The following is a 22,349-nucleotide window of genomic DNA, read 5'->3' as shown; positions in this document are numbered from 1 at the left end:
GCCGTCCTCAGTGGCGGCGGTGCGCGATCTCGACGTTCTCCAGGACGCCGACCGCGTCCGGCACCAGGATCGCGGCCGAGTAGTAGGCGCTGACCAGGTACGAGATGATCGCCTTCTCGTCGATGCCCATGAAGCGGACGGACAGCGACGGCTGGTACTCGTCCGGGATGCCGTTCTGGTGCAGGCCGATGACGCCCTGGTTGTCCTCACCGGTACGGATCACCAGGATGGAGCTGGTGTTCTCCTTGGTGATCGGGATCTTGTTGCACGGCAGGATCGGCACCCCGCGCCAGGCCGGCACCTGCTGCCCGCCGAGGTCGACGTGGTGGGGGTACAGGCCGCGGGCGTTGAACTCGCGGCCGATCGCGGCGATCGCGCGCGGGTGGGCGAGCAGGTAGTCGGGGTCGCGGCGGCGGTTGAGCAGCTCGTCCAGGTCGTCCGGGGTGGGCGGGCCGGAGTGGGTCTGGATCCGCTGGTCGAAGTCGGCGTTGTTGAGCAGGCCGAACTCCGGGTTGTTGACCAGCTCGTGCTCCTGGCGCTCGCGCAGCGCCTCGATGGTCAGCCGGAGCTGGTGCTCGACCTGGTTCATCGGCTCGTTGTACAGGTCGGCGACGCGGGTGTGGACCTTGAGGATGGTCTGCGCGACGCTCAGCTCGTACTCGCGGGGCTTGAGCTCGTAGTCCACGAAGGCGCCGGGCAGCTCGAACTCGCCGTGGTGGCCGGCCGACATGGCGATCTCGGCCTCGCCGCGCTCGTTCTGGGCCTGCTGCGGCAGGGCCAGGAACCCGAGCAGGTGCTCCTGGAGGCTCTGCGAGTTGTCCCGGATGGCGGCGAAGTCGCGGCGGGTCAGGGTGAGCGCGACGCCGGCGGTGGCGGTCGTGGCGGTGAACTCCCAGGCGGCGTCCGGGTTCAGCAGGGCGTCGTCGCCGAAGCGGTCGCCGTCGCCGGCCACGCCGACCACGGTGTCGTCGCCGTACTTGCCGGTGCCGATCTTGTTGACCTTGCCGTGCGCGATCAGGAAGATCCGGTCGGCGGCCTCGCCCTGGGTGGTGAGCACCTCGCCGGGGCCGAAGTCGCGCTGCTCGCAGCGGTCGGCGAGGGCGGTCAGCACCTCCTCGTCCTCGAAGCCGCGCAGCAGGGCGAGCTCACCCAGTTCGGCGGGGATCACCCGGACCTGGGAGCCGGTCTTGATGAACTCGACCACACCGTTGCCGACGGTGTAGGTGAGCCGTCGGTTGACACGGTAGGCGCCGCCGGCGGCCTGTACCCAGGGAAGCACCTTGAGCAGCCAGCGGGAGGTGATCTCCTGCATCTGCGGTGCGGACTTGGTCGTGGTGGCAAGGTTGCGGGCAGCGGCCGTCGTGAGGCTGGACTGCTGCGGGACCTGCGCTGTCTCCGGGCTCGTGTCCACGGGCATCGGCAGGGGTCTCCATTCATCTGGTCGGATCACGCGGTCAGGGTCGGACGGCGACGGAGTCGTCCCTGCCCACCCCGACTGATGCCATGACGGATCATCAGACACGCGTATCGATGGGGGTGTTGGCGATTCATCGCGATCACGGCCGCCGTCTCCCGGCGGCCCATCGGGAACCCTAGATCACCAGCGCCCGGCCGGGCCCGCGCGGAGACCGACTACCCCCCGATAGGGTGAATCTGAAGCAGTCCCATTCCGCTCGGGCCCCGGGTCGCGAGAACATCCGTTCGCCACCGCGGATCCCGCGCGACCGACGCCCGCCCGCGACCGCCCGCGCGCCCGGACAAAGCGGACAGGCGGCGTACCTCCCGTACGACATCGGCGGGAGCGGATCGTCAACGGGGGCGGCGAAACGGGGCAGGTCAGCTGCGCCCCGACCATGGGCACCGGCCCGCCACCGGGCTCCGGGCACGCGAACGGCCCGTCAGGTGCCGGGACGGGGGCGGCCGGCACCTGACGGGGGATCGGGGATGCGCAGTGGGGGTGCGACGGGGAAGCGGCGAGGGCAGCGCCGGTCGGGCGATGCGTCAGGCGCAGGCGATCTGGCTGCCGGGGATGCCGACGATGCCGGAGTTCTTGGCCTCGCCCCCCTTGTACTCGTAGTACAGGTAGGAGTAGAAGTCGATCCTGGTCGCCGCGCCGCAGGTCGAGTCCGGCGCCACGGTGTAGGTGACCGTGAAGCTGCTGGTGGCACCGGGGGCGAGCGGCACGTTGTACCGCGCGATCCCGCCGTGGACGTTGTCGCTGCAGCCGTTGGTCTGGGTGCCGCAGGCCGTGGCGGCGAACTTGAGGCCGTTCTCCAGACTGGTCTGGTAGGTCGGCTGAACGCTCTGGTACACGAACTGGATCGGCGTGTCGTACGGGTTGCTGAGCGTCAGGGTCAGGGTGAACTCGCCGCCCCGGACGGTCGTTTGCCGGTCGGAGACGGCCGTGAAGGGCAGCGGGGTGTCGGCCTGGGCGGGTGTGGCGGAGAGGAGCAGACCGACGGCGAGGGCCGGGCACGCGGCGAGGGCGACACGGCTCAAATGTGTTCTGCGCATGACCAAGGAGCGTAGGGCGCCGTACCGGTTCCGTTGCCCCGCTCCGCCCCGGTCCGTACCGACGCACGAGTCGGGGGCGGACACCGTGGACCAGCCCGGCCGCGTTCCGCCCCCACTCCCCCGCCCGGGGCCCTATGCTTCGCCCGCCGCCCCGGACGGCCACCCGAGGCCCGTCGCCCGGCGGGCCGGCGCCGGTCCGGCCGCCCCTGGCCCGGCCGGTTCAGGCGGGCGGCGGCAGGATGTCGCAGAGCGCGGCGAGCGCCGCCGGGTAGGCGTGGTCGGGCGGCGTGGCGTAGCCCACGACCAGGCCGTCCATGACCGGCATGGCCTCCGGGCCGATCCCCGGGTGCCGGAAGTCGGCGAGCCCGTCCAGGCCCAGGCCCCGGCGGGCGGCGGCCTGGAGCACCGCGTGCTCGGTGCCGGGCTCCAGCCGCAGGACGGCGTGCAGGCCGGCCGCGACGCCGGAGACCCCGACGTGCGGGGCGCTCGCCGCCAGCGCGGCCACCAGCTGGTCGCGGCGCTCCCGGTAGCGGCGGCGCATCCGCCGCACGTGCCGGTCGTAGCCGCCGGAGTCGATCAGCTCGGCGAGGGTCAGCTGGTCCAACGCGCTGGCCCAGCCCTCGCGTTCGCCCTTGGCGGCGAGCACCCGGTCGACCAGGTGGTCCGGCAGCACCATCCAGCCGAGCCGCAGCGCCGGTGACAGGCTCTTGCTGACCGAGCCGAGGTAGACCACCCGCTCGGGGTCGAGCCCCTGGACGGCGCCGACCGGCTGGCGGTCGTAGCGGAACTCGCCGTCGTAGTCGTCCTCCAGCAGCAGGCCGCCGCGCCCGCGCGCCCAGTCGACCACGGCGGCGCGGCGGCCGGCGTGCAGCGGTCCGCCGGTCGGGAACTGGTGGGCGGGGGTGAGCAGGGCCGTCCGGACGTCCGGACGGTGCGCCAACCCGCCGAGCCGGGCGCCGTGTTCGTCGACCGGAAGGGGCACGGTGGCGACCCCGGCGGCGGCCAGCAGCCCGCGGTGGAACCCCAGCCCGTACGCCTCGACGGCCAGCGGCCCGGTCGCCTCGGGCGGCAGGGCGGGCGCCCCGCCGGCGAACAGCAGCCGCAGCGCGTGGGCGAAGCCCGAGCAGACCACGATCCGGTCCGGGTCGGTGCGCACTCCGCGGACGCGGGCCAGGTAGTCGGCGAGGGCGGTGCGCAGTTCGGGCCGTCCCTGCGGATCACCGGGCCCGAAGGCCTCGTTGGGCGCCGCGGTCAGGGCCCGCCGGGCGGCGGCCAGCCAGGCGGTGCGCGGGAAGGACGCGGCGTCCGGCTGGCCCTGGCGCAGGTCGTGGACGGGCCCCGGCCGCAGGGAGGGTCGAGGGGACGGGCTCGGCGGGACGGGCTCGGCGCGCTCGGCGACGGCGGTGCCGGAGCCCTGACGGGCGGTCAGCCAGCCCTCCGCGACGAGTTCGGCGTACGCCTCGGCGGCGGTGTTGCGGGCCAGCCCGAGGTCGGCGGCGAGCGCGCGGTACGGCGGCAGCCGGGTGCCGGGGGCGAGTCGGCCGCTGCGGATCGCCTCGCGCAGGGCCGCCATCAGCGCGGCACGGCGGCCCCCGACGGCGGGGAGGTCGAGGTGCAGGTCGCTGCCGGTCGGGTGGGCGGGCCCGGTGGGGTGCGCGCCCGGCGTTTCCGTCATGGTCACGCACCCTACCCGCCGCCGCCCGGCCCCCTGCCGGGCGGCCCGGCCCGCGCTACGGCACCACGGTGACCGGCCAGCGGCCCGCCTTCACCAGGCGGACGGCGACCGAGCCGATCACCCGGTGCCCGGCCTGCTCGGAGGCGCCGACCACGACGGCGTCGGCGCGCAGTTCGTCCGCGAGCTTGGCCAGCCCCGTATAGGGGTCGCCGCGCATGGTGAGGAAGCGCCATTCCACCCGCCACACCTCCTTCACGTGGTGCTCGGCCTCGCGCAGGGCGGACAGCAGCTCGTCCGCGATCTCCTGGGTGGTCTCCTCCACCGCCGCCCCGGCCAGGGCGGTGGCCGCACCCAGGATCGGCTGGACGTAGGCGACCGCGAGGGTGGCGCCCTGCCGGCGGGCCAGCCCGGCGGCGTAGGCGGTGGCGCGCCAGGAGGAGTCGGAGCCGTCCAGCCCCGCCAGGATCACCTTGGGCCCGTCCGTCCCCAGTTCGAAGCCCGCGGGGGCCGCTGCCACCCCGGGCTCCTCGGCGCCGCCGACGGCCTCCACGTCCTCTGCATCGCTCTCGTTGCTCATGGCCCCGAGGCTATGCCCGCCACCGTGCGTGAGCGGAGGGGGCCCTCCCGGTGAGGGTTGTGGCGCGGGCCACCCGGAGCGCCGGACGGTGCGGCGATTTCGACACCGGGGGCTGGTGGGCCGTCACGCGCTGTCGACGATGTGGGCGGGCTCACAGGGCATGCGGCGTGACGCAGGCCACTTCGCCGGGTGGTTTGATCTTGCAAATGGTGGCAAATCGGTCCAAATCATGTCATTTCCTTGATCCTTACGACCGGTAACAGCCCCCTGACGTGCCTAAACCTCCAAATCCTTGAAACCGCCTCAATCGCCCCCGTACCTTCGAACTCGTTGCACCAAGCACTCCGCTCCGGTCGGCCTCACCGCCCCGGATCCGGAACGGTGCCGGACCAGGCGAGCAACGTGTCCCCCGAAACCAACGGCCTTCCGAGGGCCTGGTTCCGCACGCTCGCAGCCCCCTCCGAAAGGACCCGCATGACTTTCCGTAACGAGACTGCCGCTGCCACCACCACCGCCACCCCGAAGCGCCGCAACCGCGTCCGGATGGCTCTGATGGCCGGGGCGATCACCGCCCTGCCGGTCGCCGGCCTCGTCACGGCCACCAGCGCCTCCGCCGCGCCGGCCACCGTCTGGGACAAGGTCGCCTCCTGCGAGGCCACCGGCAACTGGGCCGTCAACTCCGGCAACGGCTTCTTCGGCGGCCTGCAGTTCACCTCCAGCACCTGGGCCGCCTTCGGCGGCACCGCGTACGCCCCGCAGGCCCACCAGGCCACCAAGGACCAGCAGATCGCCATCGGCGAGAAGGTCCTCGCCGCCCAGGGCCCCGGCGCCTGGCCGATCTGCTCCGTCAAGGCCGGTCTGGGCAAGTAGTCCCCACCCCTCGGCCCGCCTGTCCAGGGCCCCCGACGCCGCCGCACCCTCCCCGGGTGCGGCGGCGTCGTCGCGTTCCCGCCCGCTGCGGCCGACCACACGCCCGCGCAGCGCCGCACGGTGCCCGTTCCGCTCGTGCGCGAGCTTCCCCGGGGGCCCCGGCCGGGCCCCGGCGCGTACCGAGGTGGCGACGTTCCGGCCGCGAGCCGGTCACGAACCGATCCGGCGCACCGCACGGCAGGTACGGTCGGCTCGCCGGGACCGTAGGCGAATTCCACCGGGGGGATCATGCGCCGCACCTGGACCCTGCTCGTGCTCGTGGCCTCGCTCGGGCTGGCCGCCTGCGATCCGCACACCGATCCCGGCCGCACGCTGCCGCCGGACGACCGGCCCGGCTACGCGATCCCCGCACCCAGCCCGCCCCACCCGCCGATGCCCGAGCTGCGCGGCCAGACCGTCCTGGCGGCACGGGCGCTGCTGCCCCTCTGGTACCCGGTCAGCGTGCGGGACGCCGATCCGCGGGGGCGGGTCGTGGTGGTGCAGTGGGAGTGGCAGGTGTGCGGGCAGAACCCGGCGGCCGGCGAGGTGCTGACCGGGCAGGTGATCGGCCTGACCGCGATGCGCGTCGAGGAACCCTGCCCGTAGCGCAGGCCTGACGGCCCCCAGGCCCTACGGCGTGCCCGGCCGGGGCGGGAGCGGCAGCGGGAGAGCAGGCAGGCCGTCGATGCTGGTGCCGACGTACTGCTTGCCCTCGCAGTAGGTGTTGAACTCCTCCTCGTCCTTGCGGCCGAAGTACTGCGCGTGCAGCTCGCGGTCGGCGCGGTAGTCCATCAGCGGGACGGCGAACCCGCAGGAGTCGCTGACCCGTTCGGCCCGCACCAGCACGATCGCCCGCAGCCCCGAGCCGTCGACGGCCGGGTCGAAGCGGCCCAACAGCCCGGCGAAGCGCGGGTCGTCGCGGAACACCGGCTCGCCCCGGCCGTGCACCCGCACCACGGTCGGCGGGCCGTCGAAGGCGCACCACATCAGCGTGATCCGGCCGTTCTCCCGCAGGTGGGCGATCGTCTCGGCGGTGGATCCGCCGAAGTCCAGGTAGGCGAGGGTGAGTTCGTCGATCACCACGAGCGTGCCGGAGCGGCCCTTGGGCGAGACGTTGACGTGCCCGTCGGTCGAGACGGGCGCGGTCGCGACGAAGTAGACGGGCTGCCGTTCGATGAACGCCCGCAGCCTGCCGTTGATGCTCTCGTACTGCTTTCCCATGCCCATCAGTGTGCGCGCATCCCGCCTGGCAAGAAAGCATGATCCACTGAACGAGACGGCCGCTCCACCGGGGGCACCCGCAGGACGGCCGAACTCGGCGGCCCCGGTGCGCATTTGTCCAGAACGCCCGCTCCGCTGCGGCACGCGCCCCACCGGCCGCCGATACTGGGAACGTGACGACGGAAGCCCCCGAGACGTCCGCAGCCGCGGCCGACGAGGCCGCAGACCCGGCCGCAGACACCGACGCCGGCCTGATCGACGAAGCCGTCCGCGCCCGGCCCGCGCCCGCGCTGCGCCCGTACGTGGCCTGGTACTCCGGGTACCGACAGCGCGGCATCCCGCCCGCCCTGCACCGCGGCCTGCCGTCCCCGTACCTGACGTTCATCCTCACCCTGGACGAGCCGCTGGTGATCGCCGGGCACCCCGACCCGGCGCAGCCGCCCGGCAGCTACCCGACGCTGCTCGGCGGCCTGCACACCGGCCCGGCGCTGATCACCCACGACGGCCGGCAGTCCGGCGTGCAGATCGCCGTGCACCCGCTGGCCGCCCGGGCGCTGTTCGGGCTGCCCGCCGGCGAGTTGGCCGGGATCGACCTCCCGGCGGAGGAGGTGCTGGGGCGGCTCGGCCCGCGCCTCCAGGAGCAGTTGCAGTCCGCGCGCACCTGGTCCGAGCGCTTCGCCGCGCTGGACGGGACGCTGCTGCGGGCCGCCCGTCCGTCCGGGCTGGTGCCGCCGGAGGTCGGCTGGGCCTGGCGGGCGCTGCGGCGCAGCAACGGCGCCCTGCCGGTGGCGGCGCTGGCCCGGGAGACCGGCTGGAGCGCCCGGCACCTCCAGGAGCGGTTCCGCCGGGAGACCGGTCTGACGCCGAAGGCCGCCGCCCGGGTGATCCGCTTCGACCGGGCCCGCCATCTGCTGGCCGCCTCGCCGCCGCCCCTGCTCGGCGACCTGGCCGTCCGCTGCGGGTACTTCGACCAGGCGCACCTGGCCCGGGAGTTCCGCGCCCTGGCCGGGGCCGCGCCGAGCGTATGGCTGGCGGCGGAGGGGCCGGAGGAGGCGAAGTTCCGAAACGTCCAAGGCGGGGCGGCTGCGGCGGCCGCAGAGTGGGAGGCGTAAGCAACCCGAGCCCCCGAGGAGACAGCCATGGACGGCACCGCCCCCGCCCCGCAGGTCTGGCCCAGCCTGCGCGCCACCGACGCCCGGGCCCTGATCCGCTTCCTGGTCGACGCCTTCGGCTTCCAGGAGGTCGTCGCCTACGGTGAGGGCGGGTTCGTCGCCCACGCCGAACTGGCCTGGCCGGAGGGCGGCGGCGTGATGCTCGGCTCCGACCGGGAGACGCCCGAGGGCGGCGCGCCCTGCCCGGGCCGGCCGGGCGGTTTCACCGCGTACGTGGTCACCGCGGACCCGGACGCCGTGCACGACCGCGCCGTCGCCGCCGGGGCCCGGATCACCACCGCGCTCACCGAGACGGACTACGGCTCGCGCGACTTCGCCGCCGCCGACCCGGAGGGCAACCAGTGGTACTTCGGCACCTACCCCGGTGCGCCACGGCCCGCCGCCCCCGCGCGGGGCTGAGCGGCCGCCGACGCCGGTGGACCGGCTGCGCCCCCGCCGCCGCCCGGGCAGACTGGCTGCGGGGGCCACCCACAGGCCCGCCCAGGCTCCGGAGAGCACCCATGCCGCAGCTCACGGTGGACGGGCGCACCCTCGCGCTCTCCCACCTCGACAAGGTGTACTACCCGCGCACCGGCACCCTCAAGGGCGAGGTGCTGCGCTACTACGCCGCCGTGCACGGCGCCCTGCTGCCCCACCTGCGCGACCGCCCGGTCTCCTTCCTGCGCTGCCCGGACGGCGTGGAGGCCGAGGTGTTCATCGCCAAGAACCCGCCGGCCGGCACCCCGCGCTGGGTGCGCACCGTCGAGGTGCCGAGCAGCGGCGGTGGCCTGCGCCAGGTGGTCCTCGACGACGGCGCCGCACTGCTCTGGGCCGCCAACCTGGGCTGTCTGGAACTGCACGTCCCGCAGTGGCACGCGGCCGCACCCGGGCTCGCCGACCGCCTCGTCCTGGACCTCGACCCCGGCGCGGGCGCGTCCGTCCTCACCTGCCGCACCGTCGCCGTCCTGCTGCGCGAGCGGCTCGCGGCGGACGGCCTGGCGGCCTGGGTGAAGACCTCCGGCTCCAAGGGCCTGCACCTGCTGGTCCCGATCGAGCCCACCCCCAGCGCCCGGGTCTCGGCGTACGCGAAGGCGCTCGCGGCCGCCCTGGAGGGCGACCGCCCGGAGCTGGTGGTGCACACCATGGCGAAGGCCCGGCGGGCCGGCCGGGTGCTGGTCGACTGGTCGCAGAACAACGCCAGGAAGACCACCGCCGCGCCGTACACCCTCCGGGCCAGGCCGCTGCCGACGGTCTCCACCCCGCTGTCCTGGGCCGAGCTGGAGCGCGCCGCGACGGCGGACGACCTGGTGTTCACCCTCGCCGAGGTGCCGGAGCGCCTCGCCGCCAACGGCGACCTGTTCGCCCCGCTGCTGGACCCGGAGCGGGCCCGACCGCTCCCCGCCGGCCCGGCGACCCGGCAGGAGCAGACCCGCCAGGAGCAGCACCACCAGGAGCAGCCCCGCCAGGTGCTCCACCCGCCCGTCGAGGTGATGCGCCCCGCCGCCGTCACCGCCGTCCCGCCCGCCGACGGCCTGGGCGGCGCGGGCGTGCAGTACGAGCTGAAGCTGGACGGCTTCCGCTGCGTCGCCTTCGCCCGCGGCGCCCGCCCGCCCGTCCTGCAGTCCCGCACCGGCCGCGACCTCGCCCCCGAGTTCCCACCGATCGCCGCCGCCGTCGCCCGGCTGCCCGAAGGGCTGGTGCTGGACGCCGAACTCGTCGCCTGGCGGGCCGGCCGGTTCGCCTTCGGGGAACTGCTGCGCACCCGCCGGGCCCGGGCCGCCGCCCCGGACGTCGTCCTCGGCCTGATCGCCTTCGACCTGCTCGCCCTGCCGGGCCGCGACCTGCGCCGGCTGCCGCTCACCGACCGCCGCCGGCTGCTGCTCGCCGCCCTGGCCGACGTCCCGCCGCCGATCCAGCCGGTCCTGGCCACCACCGACCGGGCGGAGGCGCTGGACTGGATGACCCGCCTCGCCGACACCGGCGTCGAGGGCCTGGTCTGCAAGGCCGCCGGCTCCCCCTACCGCCCGCGCGGCGCCGGCCGCGCCTGGGTCAAGTACCGCCGCAGCGACACCCTCGACGCCACCGTCCGCGCCTTCACCGGTCCGGCCTCCCGTCCGCACGCCCTCGTCCTCGAACTCGACGACGGCCGGGTGCTCCTCAGCACCCCCCGGCTCACCCCGGTCCAGGCCCGCGAGGTCGCCGAGGCCGCCGCTCCCCTCGCCGGCCCGCCCGTCACCGACCCCGAGCACGGCCCGGTCCACCCCCTCACCGGCCCACTGCGCGCCGAACTGACCCTCACCGGCCGCCCGCCCGCCGCCGCCTTCGTCCGGCTGCGCGGCGACTGACCGCCCCCGGTGCACCTCGGGCCTCGGCTGACCCGGAGCTCCCCGTAGCAGGAGTCGGGTTCACCCCTTCCGCCGCTTCGCCGCGTGGACGAACTCGGTGACCAGGGTGTCGTTGAAGACCGGCAGGTCGGCGGGTCGGCGGCTGGTGACGAGGGGACCGGGGCCGGCGCGGCAGACGTGCACCTCCTCGTCCACCCAGTGGGCGCCGGCGTTGCGCAGGTCGGTCCGCAGGCTCGGCCAGGAGGTGAGGGTGCGGCCGCGGACGGCGTCGGCCTCGATCAGGGTCCAGGCGGCGTGGCAGATCGCGGCGACCGGGCGGCCGGAGGCGCAGTAGGCGCGGACGAAGACCACCGCGGCCTCGTCCAGCCGCAGCGCGTCGGGGCTCGCGACGCCGCCGGGCAGGACCAGGCCGTCGAAGGCGGACGGCCGCGCCTCGGCGACGAGGACGTCGACGGCGAAGGTGTCGCCCGGGGCTCGATGCCGGACGGCCTGGACGCGGCCGGGCCCGGTGGACAGCAACCGCGGGGTGCCGCCGGACTCGGCCACCGCCTGCCACGGCGAGGTCAGCTCGACCTGCTCCGCCCCGTACGGCGCGACCAGGAAGGCGATCGTCCGGCCGGTGAGCGTGGTGGACGGCCAGCCCATGGCTCAGCGCCGATGCGGGTCGCAGGCAGAACCCAGATGGACGGCGACGGCCGGGGCGGGGCTGAGCCGGGCGCGCGGGCAGTCCAGGTGGACGGTCAGCTCCAGGTGGTCGATCCGCGACACCAGGGCGACCGGGACGGACAGCCGGGTGCCCGCCACCCAGGGCCCGGCGTCGATCAGCAGGTGGTCCCCGGTGTCCTGTTCGACCCGGCCGAGCGGGCCGTCGGTCGCCTGCACCTCGTACCCGGTCAGGCTCAGGTCGGCGGCGTGGTGGGGGCCCGGACGGTACTCCCACAGGTCGGTGGTCATCATGCCTCCGGTTGGTCCCAGGGGCGGCGTTCGCGGCGCTCGTCCCGGTCGGGGGGTGCGGCCCGGCGTTCGCCCCGGTCCCGGCCCGCAGTCCGGTCCCGGCCCGCAGCCCGGCGGCGCAGCAGCGCCGAGGTGGCGATCGCCGCCGCCACCGAGGCCGCCCACACCACCCCGAGGGCGGTCAGCACCGCGGTGGTCGGGGTCCGCACGCCGATGCTGAGGCAGATCGCGGACATCACCAGGGCGGTCAGCACCACCCCGGCGGACAGGCGGCGCCCGACGCCGCGCAGCACGCGCCGGGCCCGGCTCGGCGGCTTGGCGCCCATCGTGCTCAACTTCCGGTCGAGGCGCGTGTCCTGGCGCAGATCGGACTCGATCTCCTCAAGGAGCCGTCGCTCCCATCCGCTCAACGCGGGTCCGTCCATCTCGGTCACCTCCGACACTTCCGGTGACGTGCTCGCACCCGGGCGGTTGCCCGGTACGGGCAGGCGCTAACCGCTCAGGGGGCCGCCGGTTACGGCGTGTGGTGCGGCGCCGGCGGCGGCGCCCACGGGGCCGAAGGCCCGGGGACGGGCCAGCAGGCTGTCGTCCAGGACGCGCAGCAGGGCGTCGGCGTCGCGGTGGACCTCGACCGCGCCCGCCGCCCGCAGCTCGGGGCCGGCGTCCGCACCGGCCGCCAGGGCGACGCACGGCACCCCGGCCCGCCGCGCCGCCAGCACCTCGCGCACGCTGCCGGCCACCGCCACGGCGTGCGACGGCGTGCCGCCGACCAGTTCCAGCGCGGCCCGCACCGGGTCACGCCCGGGGGCGGTCACGGTCAGGGCCGGTGCCCGGCCCGGCCAGGGCCCGGTCAGCACGACCGTCCAGCCCCGGGCGGCGCACTCGCGCAGCAGTTCGGCGGAGCCGGCCGGCGCAGGGCGCCAATCGGTACCGAAGAGAGCCGCCGAGATCACCGTCATGGCCGACCGTTTCCCTTCCCGGGCCACGCACCGTACGCGCCCTTCCAGGTTAGGCCGCTCCCCCGCCGTACGCGCAGCCTGCGGCCCACCGGTTTCCCGGCACCCGGAAGACCCGCTCGGCGGCCGGTCGGCGAACCCGGCTACCCGGCGTCCGGGTCGGTGGCGAGGCGGGCGTGGAGGTGTTCGTCGACGTAGTCGCCGTCGCCGTAGCGGTAGGAGGCCCGGGTGGTGCCCTCGTGGCGGAAGCCGCCGCGGACGGCGACGCGGCAGGAGGCCTCGTTGCCGACTCCGTGCCAGAGCTCGATGCGGCGGGCGCCGGCGGTGGCGACGGCCCAGCGGGTGACGGCGGTGGCGGCGCGGGTGGCGATGCCCCGGCCGCGGGCGGTGGGGAGCAGCCAGTAGCCGACCGTGGCGATGCCGTCCGACTGGTTGGTCCAGCCCAGGAAGGCGTTGCCGTGGAGGGTCCCGTCGAGGGCGTCGGTGATCGCGAAGGCGGCCGCGCGCCCCTCGGCCCAGCCGGTGTCGCAGCGGTCGAGGTAGGCCTCGGCGCCGGCCGGGTCGGCGATCCGCAGCGGGTTCCAGCGGGCGATCTCCGGGTCGGCCGCGGCCGCCATCAGGGCGGGGACGGTGCCGCCGGGCACGTCGAGGGCCCTGCCCCAGGGGCGCAGCGCGAAGTCGCCCAGGTCGAGGGTGGCGGGCCGCAGGACGCGCCGCTCGGCGGAGGTATCGGTGGTGCTCATCCGGCCTTCCTATCCCGCCCGCTCCGGTGCCCGCCAGCGAATTTTCCCGGCCCGGGATCCGCTCCCGCCGCCCGGTGACGTCCGGTGAGCGGGACGGCGCACGGCGGGCCCGCCGTGCGCCGTCCGGAGGGCCGGGTCAGACGATCCGGGACAGGTACCCGTTGTCGACCAGCCAGAGCACGTTCAGCTTGGCCGGGCCGCCGGGCACCAGGGCCGCGTCGAGCTGGTACTGCAGGCCCCAGCCTGGCTGGCCGAACCACGGGGCGATCGGGCCGGCGTGCACCTTGAAGGGCTTGACCACCTTGTAGTCGTGGTAGTTGCAGCCCGCCGGCGGGGTGCCGTCGAGGCTCTGCGGCGGGATGGAGCGGGTGGAGTAGGGCAGCCCCTCGGGGGCGAGGAAGGCGCCGTACTCGCTGCCGTAGCGGTCGATGTTCTGGTTCGGGTAGAGCGTGAGATCGAACTCGACCGGGGTGCCGTCGGGCAGGGTGACGTAGCCGTCGGACGGCGGGTAGATCCAGCCGCCGGCGCCGTTGTTGCCGGCCGGGTCGTAGTAGGTGGTGAGGAACTGCTGCTCGCTCAGGGAGCCGGTGCGCTGGTAGCCGACGAGTTCCCGGCCGACCCGGCCGGTGGTGGGCAGGTCGGCGGGGCCGAGCCGCTTGTCACCCTGGTAGAAGTCGGCGGAGCACTCGTCGGGGGGCGTGGCGGCCCGGGCGGAGGTGCCCGCAGTGGAGGTGCCCGCGGTGGAGGTGTCGGCCGCAGCGGCCGGGATGCTCGGGGCGATCAGGGCGGCGGCTGCGGCGAGTGGCGCGACGAGCAGGCGAAGGCGAAGGCGCACGGTGTCTCCGTCGTGAGGGGGGTCGCACGGAGGGGGCGTCCTGCTCACCCTCCGTGTCCGTTTCGGCACCAGGCAAGCGGATCAGCTGATCATCCGTCAACACGACTAGGCCGAAGGCGCACCGAATTCCCCGGTTCCGGCCAACCCCGGGACGCCGGACCGGTTCACCCGAAAGACTGAGCGGTCCGGCACCGACCCCGGCCCGCCGCGCAACCGCCCGTCAGCGCCCCGGCGAGACCCGCCCGATCAGGTGGAGCAGCCGGTCGAGGGCGTCGTTGGAGTTGGGCTCGGTGAGGTTGACCATGAGCCGGAACGCCACCTTCAGCAACGCCGGGTGGCCGAGCCCGGCGGCGCCGGCCGCGCCGAGCAGCCTGGGCCGGCCGAGCAGGTCGGCGGCGAGGCGGCCGAGCGCGAAGTAGCCGGCGTAGGCGGAGCGCAGCGCCTGCGGGTAGGCGCGCAGGGCCAGTTCGCGGCCGCGGTCGGTGCGCCGGGCGAGGGCCTGGACGATGGTCTCGGCGGCGTAGCGGCCGGATTCCATCGCGTAGGCGATGCCTTCGCCGGTACCGGGGCTGACCGTGCCGCCGGCGTCACCGATGAGCAACAGGCCGTCGGCGTAGTGGGGTTGGCGGTTGAGGCCCATCGGGAGGGCGGAGCCGCGGACGGGCTCGGTGACGGCGTCGGGGGTGTAGCCGTACGCGGGCGGCAGGCTGTCGCACCAGCGGCGGAGCAGGTCGCGCCAGTCGAGGTCGACGTGGGCGGTGTCGAGGACGCCGAGGCCGACGTTCGCGGTGCCGTCGCCCATGCCGAACACCCAGGCGTAGCCGGGCAGCAGGCGGCGGGCGGGGTCGCCCGGGTCGCGCAGGTCGAGCCAGGCCTCCAGGTAGCGGTCCTGGTGGCGGGGGGTGGTGAAGTAGGTGCGGTAGGCGACGCCCATGGCGCGGTCGGTGCGGCGGTAGCGCTTCATCGCGACGGAGAGGCGGGTGGAGTTGCCGTCGGCGGCGACCACGACCGGCGCCTGGTAGCTGACGGGCCGGCGCTCGTCGCCGAGCTTCGCGGTGACGCCGGTGATCCGGCCGCTCCGCTCGTCCACCAACGGGCCTGCCACGTTGGCCCGTTCGATCAGCCGGGCGCCGGCCGAGGCGGCCCGGCGGGCGAGCAGTTCGTCGAAGTCGGCGCGCCGGCGGACGAGTCCGTGGCCGGGGTAGGCGGACAGCTCGGGCCAGTCGAACTCCAGCGCGCGCCGGCCGGAGATCAGCCGCAGCCCCTGGTTGTGCAGCCAGCCGGCCTGCTCGGAGACGTCGATGCCGAGGTCGGTCAACTGCTTGACGGCGCGCGGGGTGAGGCCGTCGCCGCAGACCTTCTCGCGCGGGAACGCGGACTTCTCCAGCAGCAGGACGTCCAGGCCGGTGCGGGCGAGGTGGTAGGCGGCGGTGGAGCCGGCCGGGCCGGCGCCGACCACGATGACGTCGGCGTCCTCCTCGGTCCGGGCGGGCCGGGGGGCCCGGCCGCCGTCTGCGGGCACCTGCTGCTCTGGGCCGGGCATCACGCACTCCCACGGGGTCGGATCGGCTGCGGGCCCGACGGGGCCGCAGGGGGCCCCGGACGGACTCGGACAGGGTCATTCGGACGGGGCCATTCGGACGCGGCCGGACTCGGCGGTCCGAGACGGACGATAGAGAACCACGGCACCCGCCCGCCGCCCCGACACGCGGGCCCGCCCCGATGACCGGTCAATACCGGCCACCGGGGCGGGCGCGCGGTCACCCGCCGGTTCGGAGCCCGCCGTTGACCACCGCGCCGGAAACGGCGCCCGGCCCGTCGGCGGGCCGCCGTCCGGCACGCTCCCCCGGGAGACCACGGAGCCCCTGCCTCCGACGGCGGTGTCGGAGGCAGGGGCTCTGGGGAACTGCTGCGGCGGCGTCAGGGGTTGAGCGCCAGCACCACGTAGGCGGCCAGCACGGCGAGGTGCACGGCGCCCTGGAGCGGGGTGGCCCGGCGCGGGATGACCGTCAGGGTGCCGAGCACGATGGTCAGGGTCAGCAGCACCATGTGCGCCGGGCCGAGGCCGAGGACGAGCGGGCCGGAGAGCCAGGAGGAGGCGATCGCGACGGCCGGGATGGTCAGGCCGATGCTGGCGAGCGCCGAGCCGAGGGCCAGGTTGAGGCTGGTCTGCACCCGGTTGCGCAGGGCCGCGCGCAGCGCCGCGATGGTCTCCGGCAGCAGGACGAGCAGGGCGATCACGACGCCGACGACGGAGTGCGGCAGTCCGGCGTCGTCCACGGCGTGCTCGATGGTCGGCGAGACGCCCTTGGCGAGGCCGACCACGGAGACCAGGGCCACGCCGAGCAGCAGCAGGCTGATCCAGGCGGCCTTGGCGGTCGGCGGCGCGGCGTGGTCCTCCTCGTCGAGCACCCGGCCCTCGGGGGTGACCGGCAGGAAGTAGTCCCGGTGCCGGAAGGTCAGGGTGGTCACGAACAGCCCGTACAGCACGATCGAGGCGGTGGCCGCGAAGACCAGCTGGGTGGTGGAGAACTGCGGGCCCGGGGAGCTGGTGGTGAAGGTCGGCAGCACCAGGCTGAGGGTGGCGAGGGTGCCGATGCAGGCGAGCGCGGCGCCGGTGCCCTCGGCGTTGAAGACGGCGGTCCGGTACTTGATCGCGGCGACCAGGATGGACAGGCCGAGGATGCCGTTGCAGGTGATCATCACGGCGGCGAACACGGTGTCCCGGGCCAGGGTGGCGGACTTGGAGCCGCCGTCGGCCATCAGCGTCACGATCAGCGCGACCTCGATCACGGTGACCGCCACCGCGAGCACGAGCGATCCGAAGGGTTCCCCGACCCGGTGTGCGATCACCTCGGCATGGTGCACGGCGGCGAGCACGGCGCCGGCCAGGAAGCAGGCGACGACGCCCACCACCCAACCGGGCAGGTCCCGGTGCCAGGTCAGGGCGAGGACGACGAACGACACCACCGGAACGACGACGGTCCATTGCGCGGTGGCCGCGCGGAGCTTCGTGATCATGCCGCCGAGCATCCCAGACCGGGGCCCGCCCACCCGGCTGACCGCGCCGGGATACGTAGGGATGTGGTACAACTCATCCCGTTTTGCCCGCTCACCCGCCGTAGTCGGCTAGGTACCGGAGCACCTTGTCGACGTGCGGGCGGACCCGTTCCGGGACACCTTCGGCGGCCGCCACCGTCTTGTCGCTGGTCCGGTAGGCGGCGGTGACCAGGGCCGGCAGGTCGCGGGTGAAGCCCCGGTGCTTGAGCTGCTGGTCCAGCCAGCAGACGTAGTTGCCCATCGCGGCGATCGCGTCGCCCGGGTCCAGGTAGGACTTGGGGCCGTCGTGGGCCGCGGCCTTCGCCCAGGCGTCGAAGACGGCGGGCGTCCACATGGCGATGCCGTACTCGCCGGTCTCCGGGCGGGCCGCGTTCGGGTCGAAGCCGCTCTCGGCCTTGAGCATCGCGGCCAGCAGCACCGGGGTGATCTCGGGCTCGGGGCAGCGCCGGGCGGCGTCCTCGATCATGCCGCGGTAGGCCACCGGGACGTCGGAGCCGGCCGGGATCGCGCCGGGCAGCGGGGGCGCGGCCGGGTGGGCGGCCGACCCCGCGGCGGGTACTGCGGCGCCTTGCTCCGCGGCCTCCGGCTCGGGGGCCCCGGTCAGGACGAGGACGGTGGCGGCGCAGGCCAGCAGGCCGGTGGCGGCCCGCAGGGCGGCGCCGCGGCGGCAGGCCGGACGCGCGACGGCCCGGGCGACCAGCGCGGCGAGGTCGGTGCGGGCCCGCTCCTCCCGCCCGGGGGCCAGGCAGGCGGTGACCACGGCCCGCCAGGGCCCGGGCAGCGCCTCGTCCAGCCGCAGCGGCGCCGCGCCGCGCGCGTACGCCTGGGCGGCCAGCGAGCGGGCCCGGGCGGTGGCGCCGAGGAACGGGTGCAGGCCGCCGGTGAGCACCTGGTGGGCGATCACCCCGAAGGCCCAGATGTCGGCGCTGGGGCGCACCGCGACGCCGCGCGCGCCGGTGCGCTCGGACCACCACTCGGGCGGGACGTGGTCGGGCGAGCCGAGCGGCGGCGCGTAGGCGTGGGTGCCCTCCAGTTCGGCGGTGAGGCCGAAGTCCGCGATCTTGGCGGTGCCGTCGGACATCAGCAGGATGTTGGCCGGTTTGAGATCCCCGTGCACCCAGCCGCCCCGGTGCATGTGGGTGAGCCCGGCGCAGACCTCGGCGAGGAGGCGTTCGGCACCGGGCACCGGGGCGCCGGGGCGGGCGGCGGCGAGGACGTCCTGGAGGCTGCGGGCGGCGCGTTCCATCACCAGGGCGACGGCGCCGTCCAGGCCGGGGTGGGCCGGGTCGTCGACGACCGTCACGGCGAGGGTGCGGATCAGGTGGGGGTGGTCCGCGCGGCGGCTGAAGCGCATCTCGCTGCGGGCGACCTCCGTCATGGTCCGGCGCTGGCCGGGGCTGAGCCGGGCGGGGCTGAGCAGTTTGACGGCGGCCGGGGTGCCGTCGGGGCCTTCGGCCGCGTACACGCTGCCCCAGGCGCCGGCCCCGAGGTAGGCACCGGTGCGGTAGCCCGCGAGCCGGTAGCCGGCCGGCACCTCGAACTGCCGCTCCGGCAGGGGCTGGTCCTTCTCCGGCACCCGCTGCTCGGACGCCGGCTCGACGGGTACCGGCTCGACGGGTACCGGCTCGACGGGTACCGGTTCGACGGGCGGCTGCCCGTCGGGCGGCTGGCCGGCGGGCCTCACGGTCGGGCGACCGGGCGCCGGGGCGGGAGCAGGGCCAGGTGCTCCTCCCGGACGAGGTCGAACTTCAGTGCCAGGGCCGCGAGTTCCTCGCGCTTGCCGCCGCCGGGTCCGTCCTCGTACGGCTCGCGCAGCCGCAGCTTCGTCCACACCAGGTAGTCGATGTGGTAGTTGACCGCCGAGCGGGTCAGCCCGTGGCAGGAGGGCAGGGCGCGCAGCCGGGCCAGCACGTCCGTCACGCCGGGGACGACGGCGGCGGAGGGCGAGCGCAGCCGGGGCTCGCAGAGCGCGAGCAGCACCAGGAAGTACTTGGCGGTCGGGTCGAGGGCGAACGGGCTGACGGTGAGTTCGCCCTCGACGCCGCCTGGCCGACCCTCCAGGTAGGCGTGTTGCGGGGCGAAGACCTTGAACGAGGCGGGTTCGCCGAGGGCGGGCAGCAGCACCCGGGAGAACTCGAACGGGACGGGCGCGCCGAGCCGGCCGGGCGCCACCTTGACGTGCTCGCCCGCGCCCTCCAGGTTCTCCACCACGTAGGTGGCGGAGGTGCTGAAGTTGGACAGCCGCCAGTAGTCCTCGGCGGCGGTGACCTCCCCCGCGCGCCGGGAGACGCCCTGGCCGGGCAGCGGGATGGGGGCCGGGCGGCCGGGCTCGCCGCGCCCGAACACCGCGACCTCGCCGGGGCCCATCCGCAGCAGGCCGGGCGGTTCGCCGGGTGCCATCACGGGCCCCCGGTCGGGCAGTTGCACGATGACCGTGTCCACGCAGACACCTCCGTGGTTCGGGTCGATGCTAACGGCCCGATTCACCCCGACGGCAGTTCGCCACTCGGACGAGTGAAGGGACACCGCCAACCCGGGCCGGGCGTCGCCGAGTTGCCCGCAGGCCTCCCACCTGGCGGTCCGTCGACCGCCCGACAGGCGGTTGCAGCACGTAGTTGAATGGTCACCTTGAGTGTGACGCAACACACACACGACATGACCACGTTCTGTGCAAGACTCATCTCAAGGAGTGAGATCCCCTTAATTTCCAAGGAGGTTCATATCATGCGCGCTCGGATCGCAGCTGTGACGATGATGGTGGCAGGGATAGCAGGCCTGGCGGCCGGACCGGCCATCGCGGCCCCGGCGACGACCGAGAACGAAGCGGTGGCCTGCGCCGCCGTGCTCAACACGCCCTGCATCTCGCACCAGCACGACGGCGAGGGCTTCTTCGGCGTCGCCCAGGTCTCCGCCGACTCGCGCCAGTTGACGATGGTTCAGGTCGAGGTGCGGACCCAGAAGGCCTGGGGCAGCCCGTGGGAGACGGTCGCCTCCGCGACCACCGTGCGCCTGGGCTCCGCGAAGGCGGTCACCCCGCGCGTCGTCACCACCGACCTGCGGATCATCTGCGCCACCGCCGGCCCGGCGCTGGAGGCGACCCGGCAGGTCACCACCTGTACCAACCCGTTCTGACGGGCGGCTCCCGACCCGTCCTGACGGACTGCGCCGCTCCACCAGCACCGAGGTCCTCGATCGACCCGACCCGATCCACCCCACCCGCCGGGGCGTCCGCGCCCCGGCTCCCGGGCAGGGCCTAGGGCCGGCCGCCAGCGCACCCGGCGGCCGGCCCGTCGGCATGTGCAGCCCCGCAGAGCGGCTCCGACCAGGGCCCGAGTGGACCTGGGGCACCCGTTCACGGCAAACTGGTCTAGACCTCAAGGGTCTAGACCAAGCACCCGGCTCAGAACGGTGGACCAGTATGGAAATCGTGATCGTCCCTGACGCCTCAGCGGCCGGCGAACTCATCGCCGCGGCGATCACCGATCTGCTGACCGGCAAGCCCGAGGCCCTGCTCGGCGTGGCGACCGGCTCGACGCCGCTGCCGATCTACCAGGCCCTCGCCGAGCGGGTCCGCGACGGCCGGCTCGACGCCTCCCGGGCGCGCATCTGCCAGCTCGACGAGTACGTCGGCCTGCCCGCCGGCCACCCCGAGTCCTACCGTTCGGTGGTGCTGCGCGAGGTCGTCGAGCCGCTGGGCCTGACCGAGGACTCCTTCCTCGGCCCGGACGGCAACGCGACGGACATCGCCGCGGCGGCCGCCGCCTACGACCGCGCGCTGGCCGCGGCCGGCGGCGTGGACCTCCAGCTGCTCGGCATCGGCACCGACGGTCACATCGGCTTCAACGAGCCCTGCTCCTCGCTGGCCTCCCGGACCCGGATCAAGACGCTCACCCGGCAGACCCGCGAGGACAACGCCCGGTTCTTCGACAGCCTCGACGAGGTCCCGCACCACGTCATCACCCAGGGCATCGGGACCATCCTGGAGGCGCGCCACCTCGTCCTGCTCGCCACCGGCGAGGCCAAGGCCGAGGCCGTCGCCCTCTCCGTCGAGGGGCCGCTGTCCGCCGCCGTCCCCGCCTCGGCGCTGCAGCTCCACCCGCACGCCACCGTGGTGGTCGACGAGGCCGCCGCCTCCGGCCTCAAGCTCGCCGACTACTTCCGCGACACCTACGCCGCCAAGCCGGCCTGGCAGAAGCTCTGAGGTCGGCGGGCCCGTTCGGGAGGCAGTCGCCTTCCGAACGGGCCCGAACCGCATTCCTTCCCGGCGGCACCCGGCGGTCAGCGCCCGCGGAGCCAGTCGCCGAAGGCCGCCAGGGCCGGGCCCGGATCGCGGCGTCCCAGGCCGATCCGGAAGCGGTCGGCGGGGGCGGGCGTCAGGTCGGAGTGGAACATGCTCGCGGGCAGCAGCAGGACGCCCGCCTGCTCGACCAGCGCGGTGCAGAAGTCCTCGACCCCGTCCGCCCCGAGGTAGCGCGGGTAGGCGACGCAGCCGCCGTCCGGGGCGCGCCACTCGAAGAGGTCGCCGAACTCGGCGAAGAACGCGTCGAACCGCGGCAGGTTCTCCGCGATGATCGCGCGGTTGCGCGCCAGGATCTGCTCGCGGGCGTTGATCGCGATCCGGGCCAGCACCTCGCTCGGCGCCGAGTTGCAGATCGTGGTGTAGTGCTTGGCCCGCTCCAGCCGGGAGCGCAACTCCCGGTCGCGGCAGGCGATCCAGCCGATCCGCAGGCCGGGCAGGCCGAGCGACTTCGAGGTGACGTTGAGCGAGAGGGCGCGCGCGGAGAGGTCGGCGGCCTGCGGCAGCGCACGGGCCGGGTCGCGCTCCAGACCGCGGTAGACCTCGTCGGAGAAGAGCCGGATGCCGCGCTCGTCGCACAGCTCCACCAGCCGCGTGAAGTCGGCCGCGTCGATGACCTTGCCGGTCGGGTTGTGCGGGAAGTTCACCGACAGCACCCGGGTGTTCGGGCGCAGTGCGGCCGTGACCGCGTCGAGGTCGAGCGCCCAGTCGTCCTTCTCGTCCAGGGCGACGCCGGTCACCTCGCAGAGCGAGAGCGGGATGGTCTCGGCGGACTGGTAGTTGGGGGTCACCACCACGGCGTGGTCGCCCCGGTCGAGGAGCACCTGCATGGCGAGGTTGAGCCCCTCCTGCGCGCCGCCGAAGCAGAGCACGTCGTCGGCGTCGACCTCCTGGTACATCCCGGCGATGGCGCGGCGCAGCTCCGGATCGCCGTAGGTCTCGGTGTAGCCGAGGGCGAGGCCGTCCCAGGCCCGGCGGTCCTCGGGGCCGGCCAGGGCGAGGAGTTCGGCCATCGTCATGGTCTGGGCGTCGGAGGCGGCGAGGTGGTGGCGGGCGCTGAACTCCCAGCGCGAGAAGTAGGTTTCGAGCCGGAAGTCGGGGAGCCTGGTCAT

General features: G+C 74.8%; 23 protein-coding genes and 1 pseudogene. 8 read left to right on the top strand and 16 right to left on the bottom strand.

All coding sequences use genetic code 11. The features are described from left to right. Nucleotides 1–7: 7 nt before the first annotated feature. From ACFWPI_RS02655 to ACFWPI_RS02640, 4 genes are all read right to left on the bottom strand, one after another. The gene (locus ACFWPI_RS02655) at nt 8–1,417 is read right to left on the bottom strand and encodes a family 2B encapsulin nanocompartment shell protein (RefSeq protein ID WP_380377025.1); all 1,410 of its coding nucleotides are present in this window, start codon (nt 1,415–1,417) and stop codon (nt 8–10) included. A gap of 584 nt (nt 1,418–2,001) precedes the next feature. After that, entirely contained in the window at nt 2,002–2,514 is a 513-nt protein-coding gene (locus ACFWPI_RS02650; protein WP_063350618.1) for a hypothetical protein, read from the bottom strand. A gap of 220 nt (nt 2,515–2,734) precedes the next feature. Then, nucleotides 2,735–4,189, bottom strand: coding sequence for a PLP-dependent aminotransferase family protein (locus ACFWPI_RS02645; protein WP_380377029.1), 1,455 nt, complete (start codon nt 4,187–4,189; stop codon nt 2,735–2,737). A 55-nt stretch (nt 4,190–4,244) separates the two neighbouring features. Next, entirely contained in the window at nt 4,245–4,766 is a 522-nt protein-coding gene (locus ACFWPI_RS02640; protein ID WP_363377458.1) for a universal stress protein, read from the bottom strand. Between the two features lie 474 nt (nt 4,767–5,240). Between ACFWPI_RS02640 and ACFWPI_RS02635 the strand changes: the two genes are divergently transcribed. Continuing rightward, entirely contained in the window at nt 5,241–5,636 is a 396-nt protein-coding gene (locus tag ACFWPI_RS02635) for a transglycosylase family protein (RefSeq protein ID WP_063350615.1), read from the top strand. A gap of 288 nt (nt 5,637–5,924) precedes the next feature. Then, nucleotides 5,925–6,281, top strand: a complete 357-nt coding sequence (locus ACFWPI_RS02630; RefSeq protein ID WP_380377031.1) for a hypothetical protein — start codon at nt 5,925–5,927, stop codon at nt 6,279–6,281. Between the two features lie 24 nt (nt 6,282–6,305). Here the strand turns inward: ACFWPI_RS02630 and ACFWPI_RS02625 are convergent, their stop codons facing one another. Further along, a complete protein-coding gene (locus ACFWPI_RS02625) occupies nt 6,306–6,896 on the bottom strand; it encodes a pyridoxamine 5'-phosphate oxidase family protein (protein WP_380377034.1) in 591 nt (196 codons plus the stop codon). A 173-nt stretch (nt 6,897–7,069) separates the two neighbouring features. Here ACFWPI_RS02625 and ACFWPI_RS02620 point away from each other — a divergent pair, with 173 nt between their 5' ends. The 4 genes and pseudogenes from ACFWPI_RS02620 to ACFWPI_RS02605 all read left to right on the top strand — a co-directional run bounded on the left by ACFWPI_RS02620 (nt 7,070) and on the right by ACFWPI_RS02605 (nt 10,392). Then, nucleotides 7,070–8,008, top strand: a complete 939-nt coding sequence (locus tag ACFWPI_RS02620) for a helix-turn-helix domain-containing protein (protein WP_380377037.1) — start codon at nt 7,070–7,072, stop codon at nt 8,006–8,008. 27 nt (nt 8,009–8,035) lie between these two features. Continuing rightward, nucleotides 8,036–8,467 (top strand): VOC family protein, encoded by a 432-nt coding sequence (locus ACFWPI_RS02615; RefSeq protein ID WP_363377462.1) that lies wholly within the window; start codon nt 8,036–8,038, stop codon nt 8,465–8,467. A 101-nt stretch (nt 8,468–8,568) separates the two neighbouring features. Next, nucleotides 8,569–9,447: pseudogene (gene ligD / locus ACFWPI_RS02610) on the top strand (non-homologous end-joining DNA ligase); the annotation flags it as partial. A gap of 90 nt (nt 9,448–9,537) precedes the next feature. Beyond that, nucleotides 9,538–10,392: a DNA ligase gene (locus tag ACFWPI_RS02605; RefSeq protein WP_380377090.1), complete on the top strand. Its 855-nt coding sequence runs from the start codon at nt 9,538–9,540 to the stop codon at nt 10,390–10,392. A 60-nt stretch (nt 10,393–10,452) separates the two neighbouring features. Here ACFWPI_RS02605 and ACFWPI_RS02600 read toward each other — a convergent pair whose 3' ends face one another. The 10 genes from ACFWPI_RS02600 to ACFWPI_RS02555 all read right to left on the bottom strand — a co-directional run bounded on the left by ACFWPI_RS02600 (nt 10,453) and on the right by ACFWPI_RS02555 (nt 19,382). Then, nucleotides 10,453–11,037, bottom strand: a complete 585-nt coding sequence (locus ACFWPI_RS02600) for a type 1 glutamine amidotransferase domain-containing protein (protein WP_380377041.1) — start codon at nt 11,035–11,037, stop codon at nt 10,453–10,455. Between the two features lie 3 nt (nt 11,038–11,040). Then, nucleotides 11,041–11,349, bottom strand: coding sequence for a PRC-barrel domain containing protein (locus ACFWPI_RS02595; protein ID WP_380423971.1), 309 nt, complete (start codon nt 11,347–11,349; stop codon nt 11,041–11,043). After that, nucleotides 11,346–11,771: a hypothetical protein gene (locus tag ACFWPI_RS02590; RefSeq protein WP_380377045.1), complete on the bottom strand. Its 426-nt coding sequence runs from the start codon at nt 11,769–11,771 to the stop codon at nt 11,346–11,348. The genes ACFWPI_RS02595 and ACFWPI_RS02590 overlap by 4 nt, the downstream gene beginning before the upstream one ends. Before the next feature lie 66 nt (nt 11,772–11,837). Continuing rightward, entirely contained in the window at nt 11,838–12,305 is a 468-nt protein-coding gene (locus ACFWPI_RS02585) for an HAD family hydrolase (RefSeq protein ID WP_380377047.1), read from the bottom strand. A 140-nt stretch (nt 12,306–12,445) separates the two neighbouring features. Further along, on the bottom strand, nt 12,446–13,045 hold the full coding sequence (locus ACFWPI_RS02580) for a GNAT family N-acetyltransferase (RefSeq protein WP_380377050.1): 600 nt from the start codon (nt 13,043–13,045) through the stop codon (nt 12,446–12,448). A gap of 136 nt (nt 13,046–13,181) precedes the next feature. Next, nucleotides 13,182–13,880, bottom strand: a complete 699-nt coding sequence (locus ACFWPI_RS02575) for a TNT domain-containing protein (RefSeq protein ID WP_380377051.1) — start codon at nt 13,878–13,880, stop codon at nt 13,182–13,184. A gap of 220 nt (nt 13,881–14,100) precedes the next feature. Then, entirely contained in the window at nt 14,101–15,423 is a 1,323-nt protein-coding gene (locus tag ACFWPI_RS02570; protein ID WP_380377052.1) for a geranylgeranyl reductase family protein, read from the bottom strand. A gap of 377 nt (nt 15,424–15,800) precedes the next feature. After that, the gene (locus ACFWPI_RS02565; protein WP_063351661.1) at nt 15,801–16,901 is read right to left on the bottom strand and encodes a calcium:proton antiporter; all 1,101 of its coding nucleotides are present in this window, start codon (nt 16,899–16,901) and stop codon (nt 15,801–15,803) included. A 91-nt stretch (nt 16,902–16,992) separates the two neighbouring features. Further along, the gene (locus ACFWPI_RS02560; RefSeq protein ID WP_380377053.1) at nt 16,993–18,624 is read right to left on the bottom strand and encodes a serine/threonine-protein kinase; all 1,632 of its coding nucleotides are present in this window, start codon (nt 18,622–18,624) and stop codon (nt 16,993–16,995) included. Beyond that, nucleotides 18,621–19,382, bottom strand: coding sequence for a serine/threonine protein kinase (locus ACFWPI_RS02555; protein ID WP_380377055.1), 762 nt, complete (start codon nt 19,380–19,382; stop codon nt 18,621–18,623). Before ACFWPI_RS02555 ends, ACFWPI_RS02560 begins: the two co-directional genes overlap by 4 nt. Before the next feature lie 282 nt (nt 19,383–19,664). On the opposite strand from ACFWPI_RS02555, the gene ACFWPI_RS02550 reads away from it, so the two are divergent. Together ACFWPI_RS02550 and ACFWPI_RS02545 are read left to right on the top strand one after the other, a co-directional pair. Further along, nucleotides 19,665–20,072: a hypothetical protein gene (locus ACFWPI_RS02550; RefSeq protein ID WP_380339484.1), complete on the top strand. Its 408-nt coding sequence runs from the start codon at nt 19,665–19,667 to the stop codon at nt 20,070–20,072. Nucleotides 20,073–20,358: 286 nt separating this feature from the next. After that, nucleotides 20,359–21,141: a glucosamine-6-phosphate deaminase gene (locus ACFWPI_RS02545; RefSeq protein ID WP_063350602.1), complete on the top strand. Its 783-nt coding sequence runs from the start codon at nt 20,359–20,361 to the stop codon at nt 21,139–21,141. 77 nt (nt 21,142–21,218) lie between these two features. Here ACFWPI_RS02545 and ACFWPI_RS02540 read toward each other — a convergent pair whose 3' ends face one another. Then, nucleotides 21,219–22,349: an aminotransferase class I/II-fold pyridoxal phosphate-dependent enzyme gene (locus tag ACFWPI_RS02540; RefSeq protein WP_380377058.1), complete on the bottom strand. Its 1,131-nt coding sequence runs from the start codon at nt 22,347–22,349 to the stop codon at nt 21,219–21,221.

Origin of the sequence: Kitasatospora sp. NPDC058492, from assembly GCF_042720685.1 — a bacterium.
Taxonomy (GTDB): domain Bacteria; phylum Actinomycetota; class Actinomycetes; order Streptomycetales; family Streptomycetaceae; genus Kitasatospora.
Note: the sequence above shows the minus strand (reverse complement) of the source record. Positions and strands in the feature narration are given on the sequence as shown.

Excerpts from the sequence above, each read along its gene's own strand:
- ACFWPI_RS02655 (WP_380377025.1), bottom strand. The coding sequence starts at position 1,417 with ATGCCCGTGGACACGAGCCCGGAGACAGCGCAGGTCCCGCAGCAGTCC.
- ACFWPI_RS02650 (WP_063350618.1), bottom strand. The coding sequence starts at position 2,514 with ATGCGCAGAACACATTTGAGCCGTGTCGCCCTCGCCGCGTGCCCGGCC.
- ACFWPI_RS02645 (WP_380377029.1), bottom strand. The coding sequence starts at position 4,189 with ATGACGGAAACGCCGGGCGCGCACCCCACCGGGCCCGCCCACCCGACC.
- ACFWPI_RS02640 (WP_363377458.1), bottom strand. The coding sequence starts at position 4,766 with ATGAGCAACGAGAGCGATGCAGAGGACGTGGAGGCCGTCGGCGGCGCC.
- ACFWPI_RS02635 (WP_063350615.1), top strand. The coding sequence starts at position 5,241 with ATGACTTTCCGTAACGAGACTGCCGCTGCCACCACCACCGCCACCCCG.
- ACFWPI_RS02630 (WP_380377031.1), top strand. The coding sequence starts at position 5,925 with ATGCGCCGCACCTGGACCCTGCTCGTGCTCGTGGCCTCGCTCGGGCTG.
- ACFWPI_RS02625 (WP_380377034.1), bottom strand. The coding sequence starts at position 6,896 with ATGGGAAAGCAGTACGAGAGCATCAACGGCAGGCTGCGGGCGTTCATC.
- ACFWPI_RS02615 (WP_363377462.1), top strand. The coding sequence starts at position 8,036 with ATGGACGGCACCGCCCCCGCCCCGCAGGTCTGGCCCAGCCTGCGCGCC.
- ACFWPI_RS02605 (WP_380377090.1), top strand. The coding sequence starts at position 9,538 with ATGCGCCCCGCCGCCGTCACCGCCGTCCCGCCCGCCGACGGCCTGGGC.
- ACFWPI_RS02600 (WP_380377041.1), bottom strand. The coding sequence starts at position 11,037 with ATGGGCTGGCCGTCCACCACGCTCACCGGCCGGACGATCGCCTTCCTG.
- ACFWPI_RS02595 (WP_380423971.1), bottom strand. The coding sequence starts at position 11,349 with ATGATGACCACCGACCTGTGGGAGTACCGTCCGGGCCCCCACCACGCC.
- ACFWPI_RS02590 (WP_380377045.1), bottom strand. The coding sequence starts at position 11,771 with ATGGACGGACCCGCGTTGAGCGGATGGGAGCGACGGCTCCTTGAGGAG.
- ACFWPI_RS02585 (WP_380377047.1), bottom strand. The coding sequence starts at position 12,305 with ATGACGGTGATCTCGGCGGCTCTCTTCGGTACCGATTGGCGCCCTGCG.
- ACFWPI_RS02580 (WP_380377050.1), bottom strand. The coding sequence starts at position 13,045 with ATGAGCACCACCGATACCTCCGCCGAGCGGCGCGTCCTGCGGCCCGCC.
- ACFWPI_RS02570 (WP_380377052.1), bottom strand. The coding sequence starts at position 15,423 with ATGCCCGGCCCAGAGCAGCAGGTGCCCGCAGACGGCGGCCGGGCCCCC.
- ACFWPI_RS02565 (WP_063351661.1), bottom strand. The coding sequence starts at position 16,901 with ATGATCACGAAGCTCCGCGCGGCCACCGCGCAATGGACCGTCGTCGTT.
- ACFWPI_RS02550 (WP_380339484.1), top strand. The coding sequence starts at position 19,665 with ATGCGCGCTCGGATCGCAGCTGTGACGATGATGGTGGCAGGGATAGCA.
- ACFWPI_RS02545 (WP_063350602.1), top strand. The coding sequence starts at position 20,359 with ATGGAAATCGTGATCGTCCCTGACGCCTCAGCGGCCGGCGAACTCATC.
- ACFWPI_RS02540 (WP_380377058.1), bottom strand. The coding sequence starts at position 22,349 with ATGACCAGGCTCCCCGACTTCCGGCTCGAAACCTACTTCTCGCGCTGG.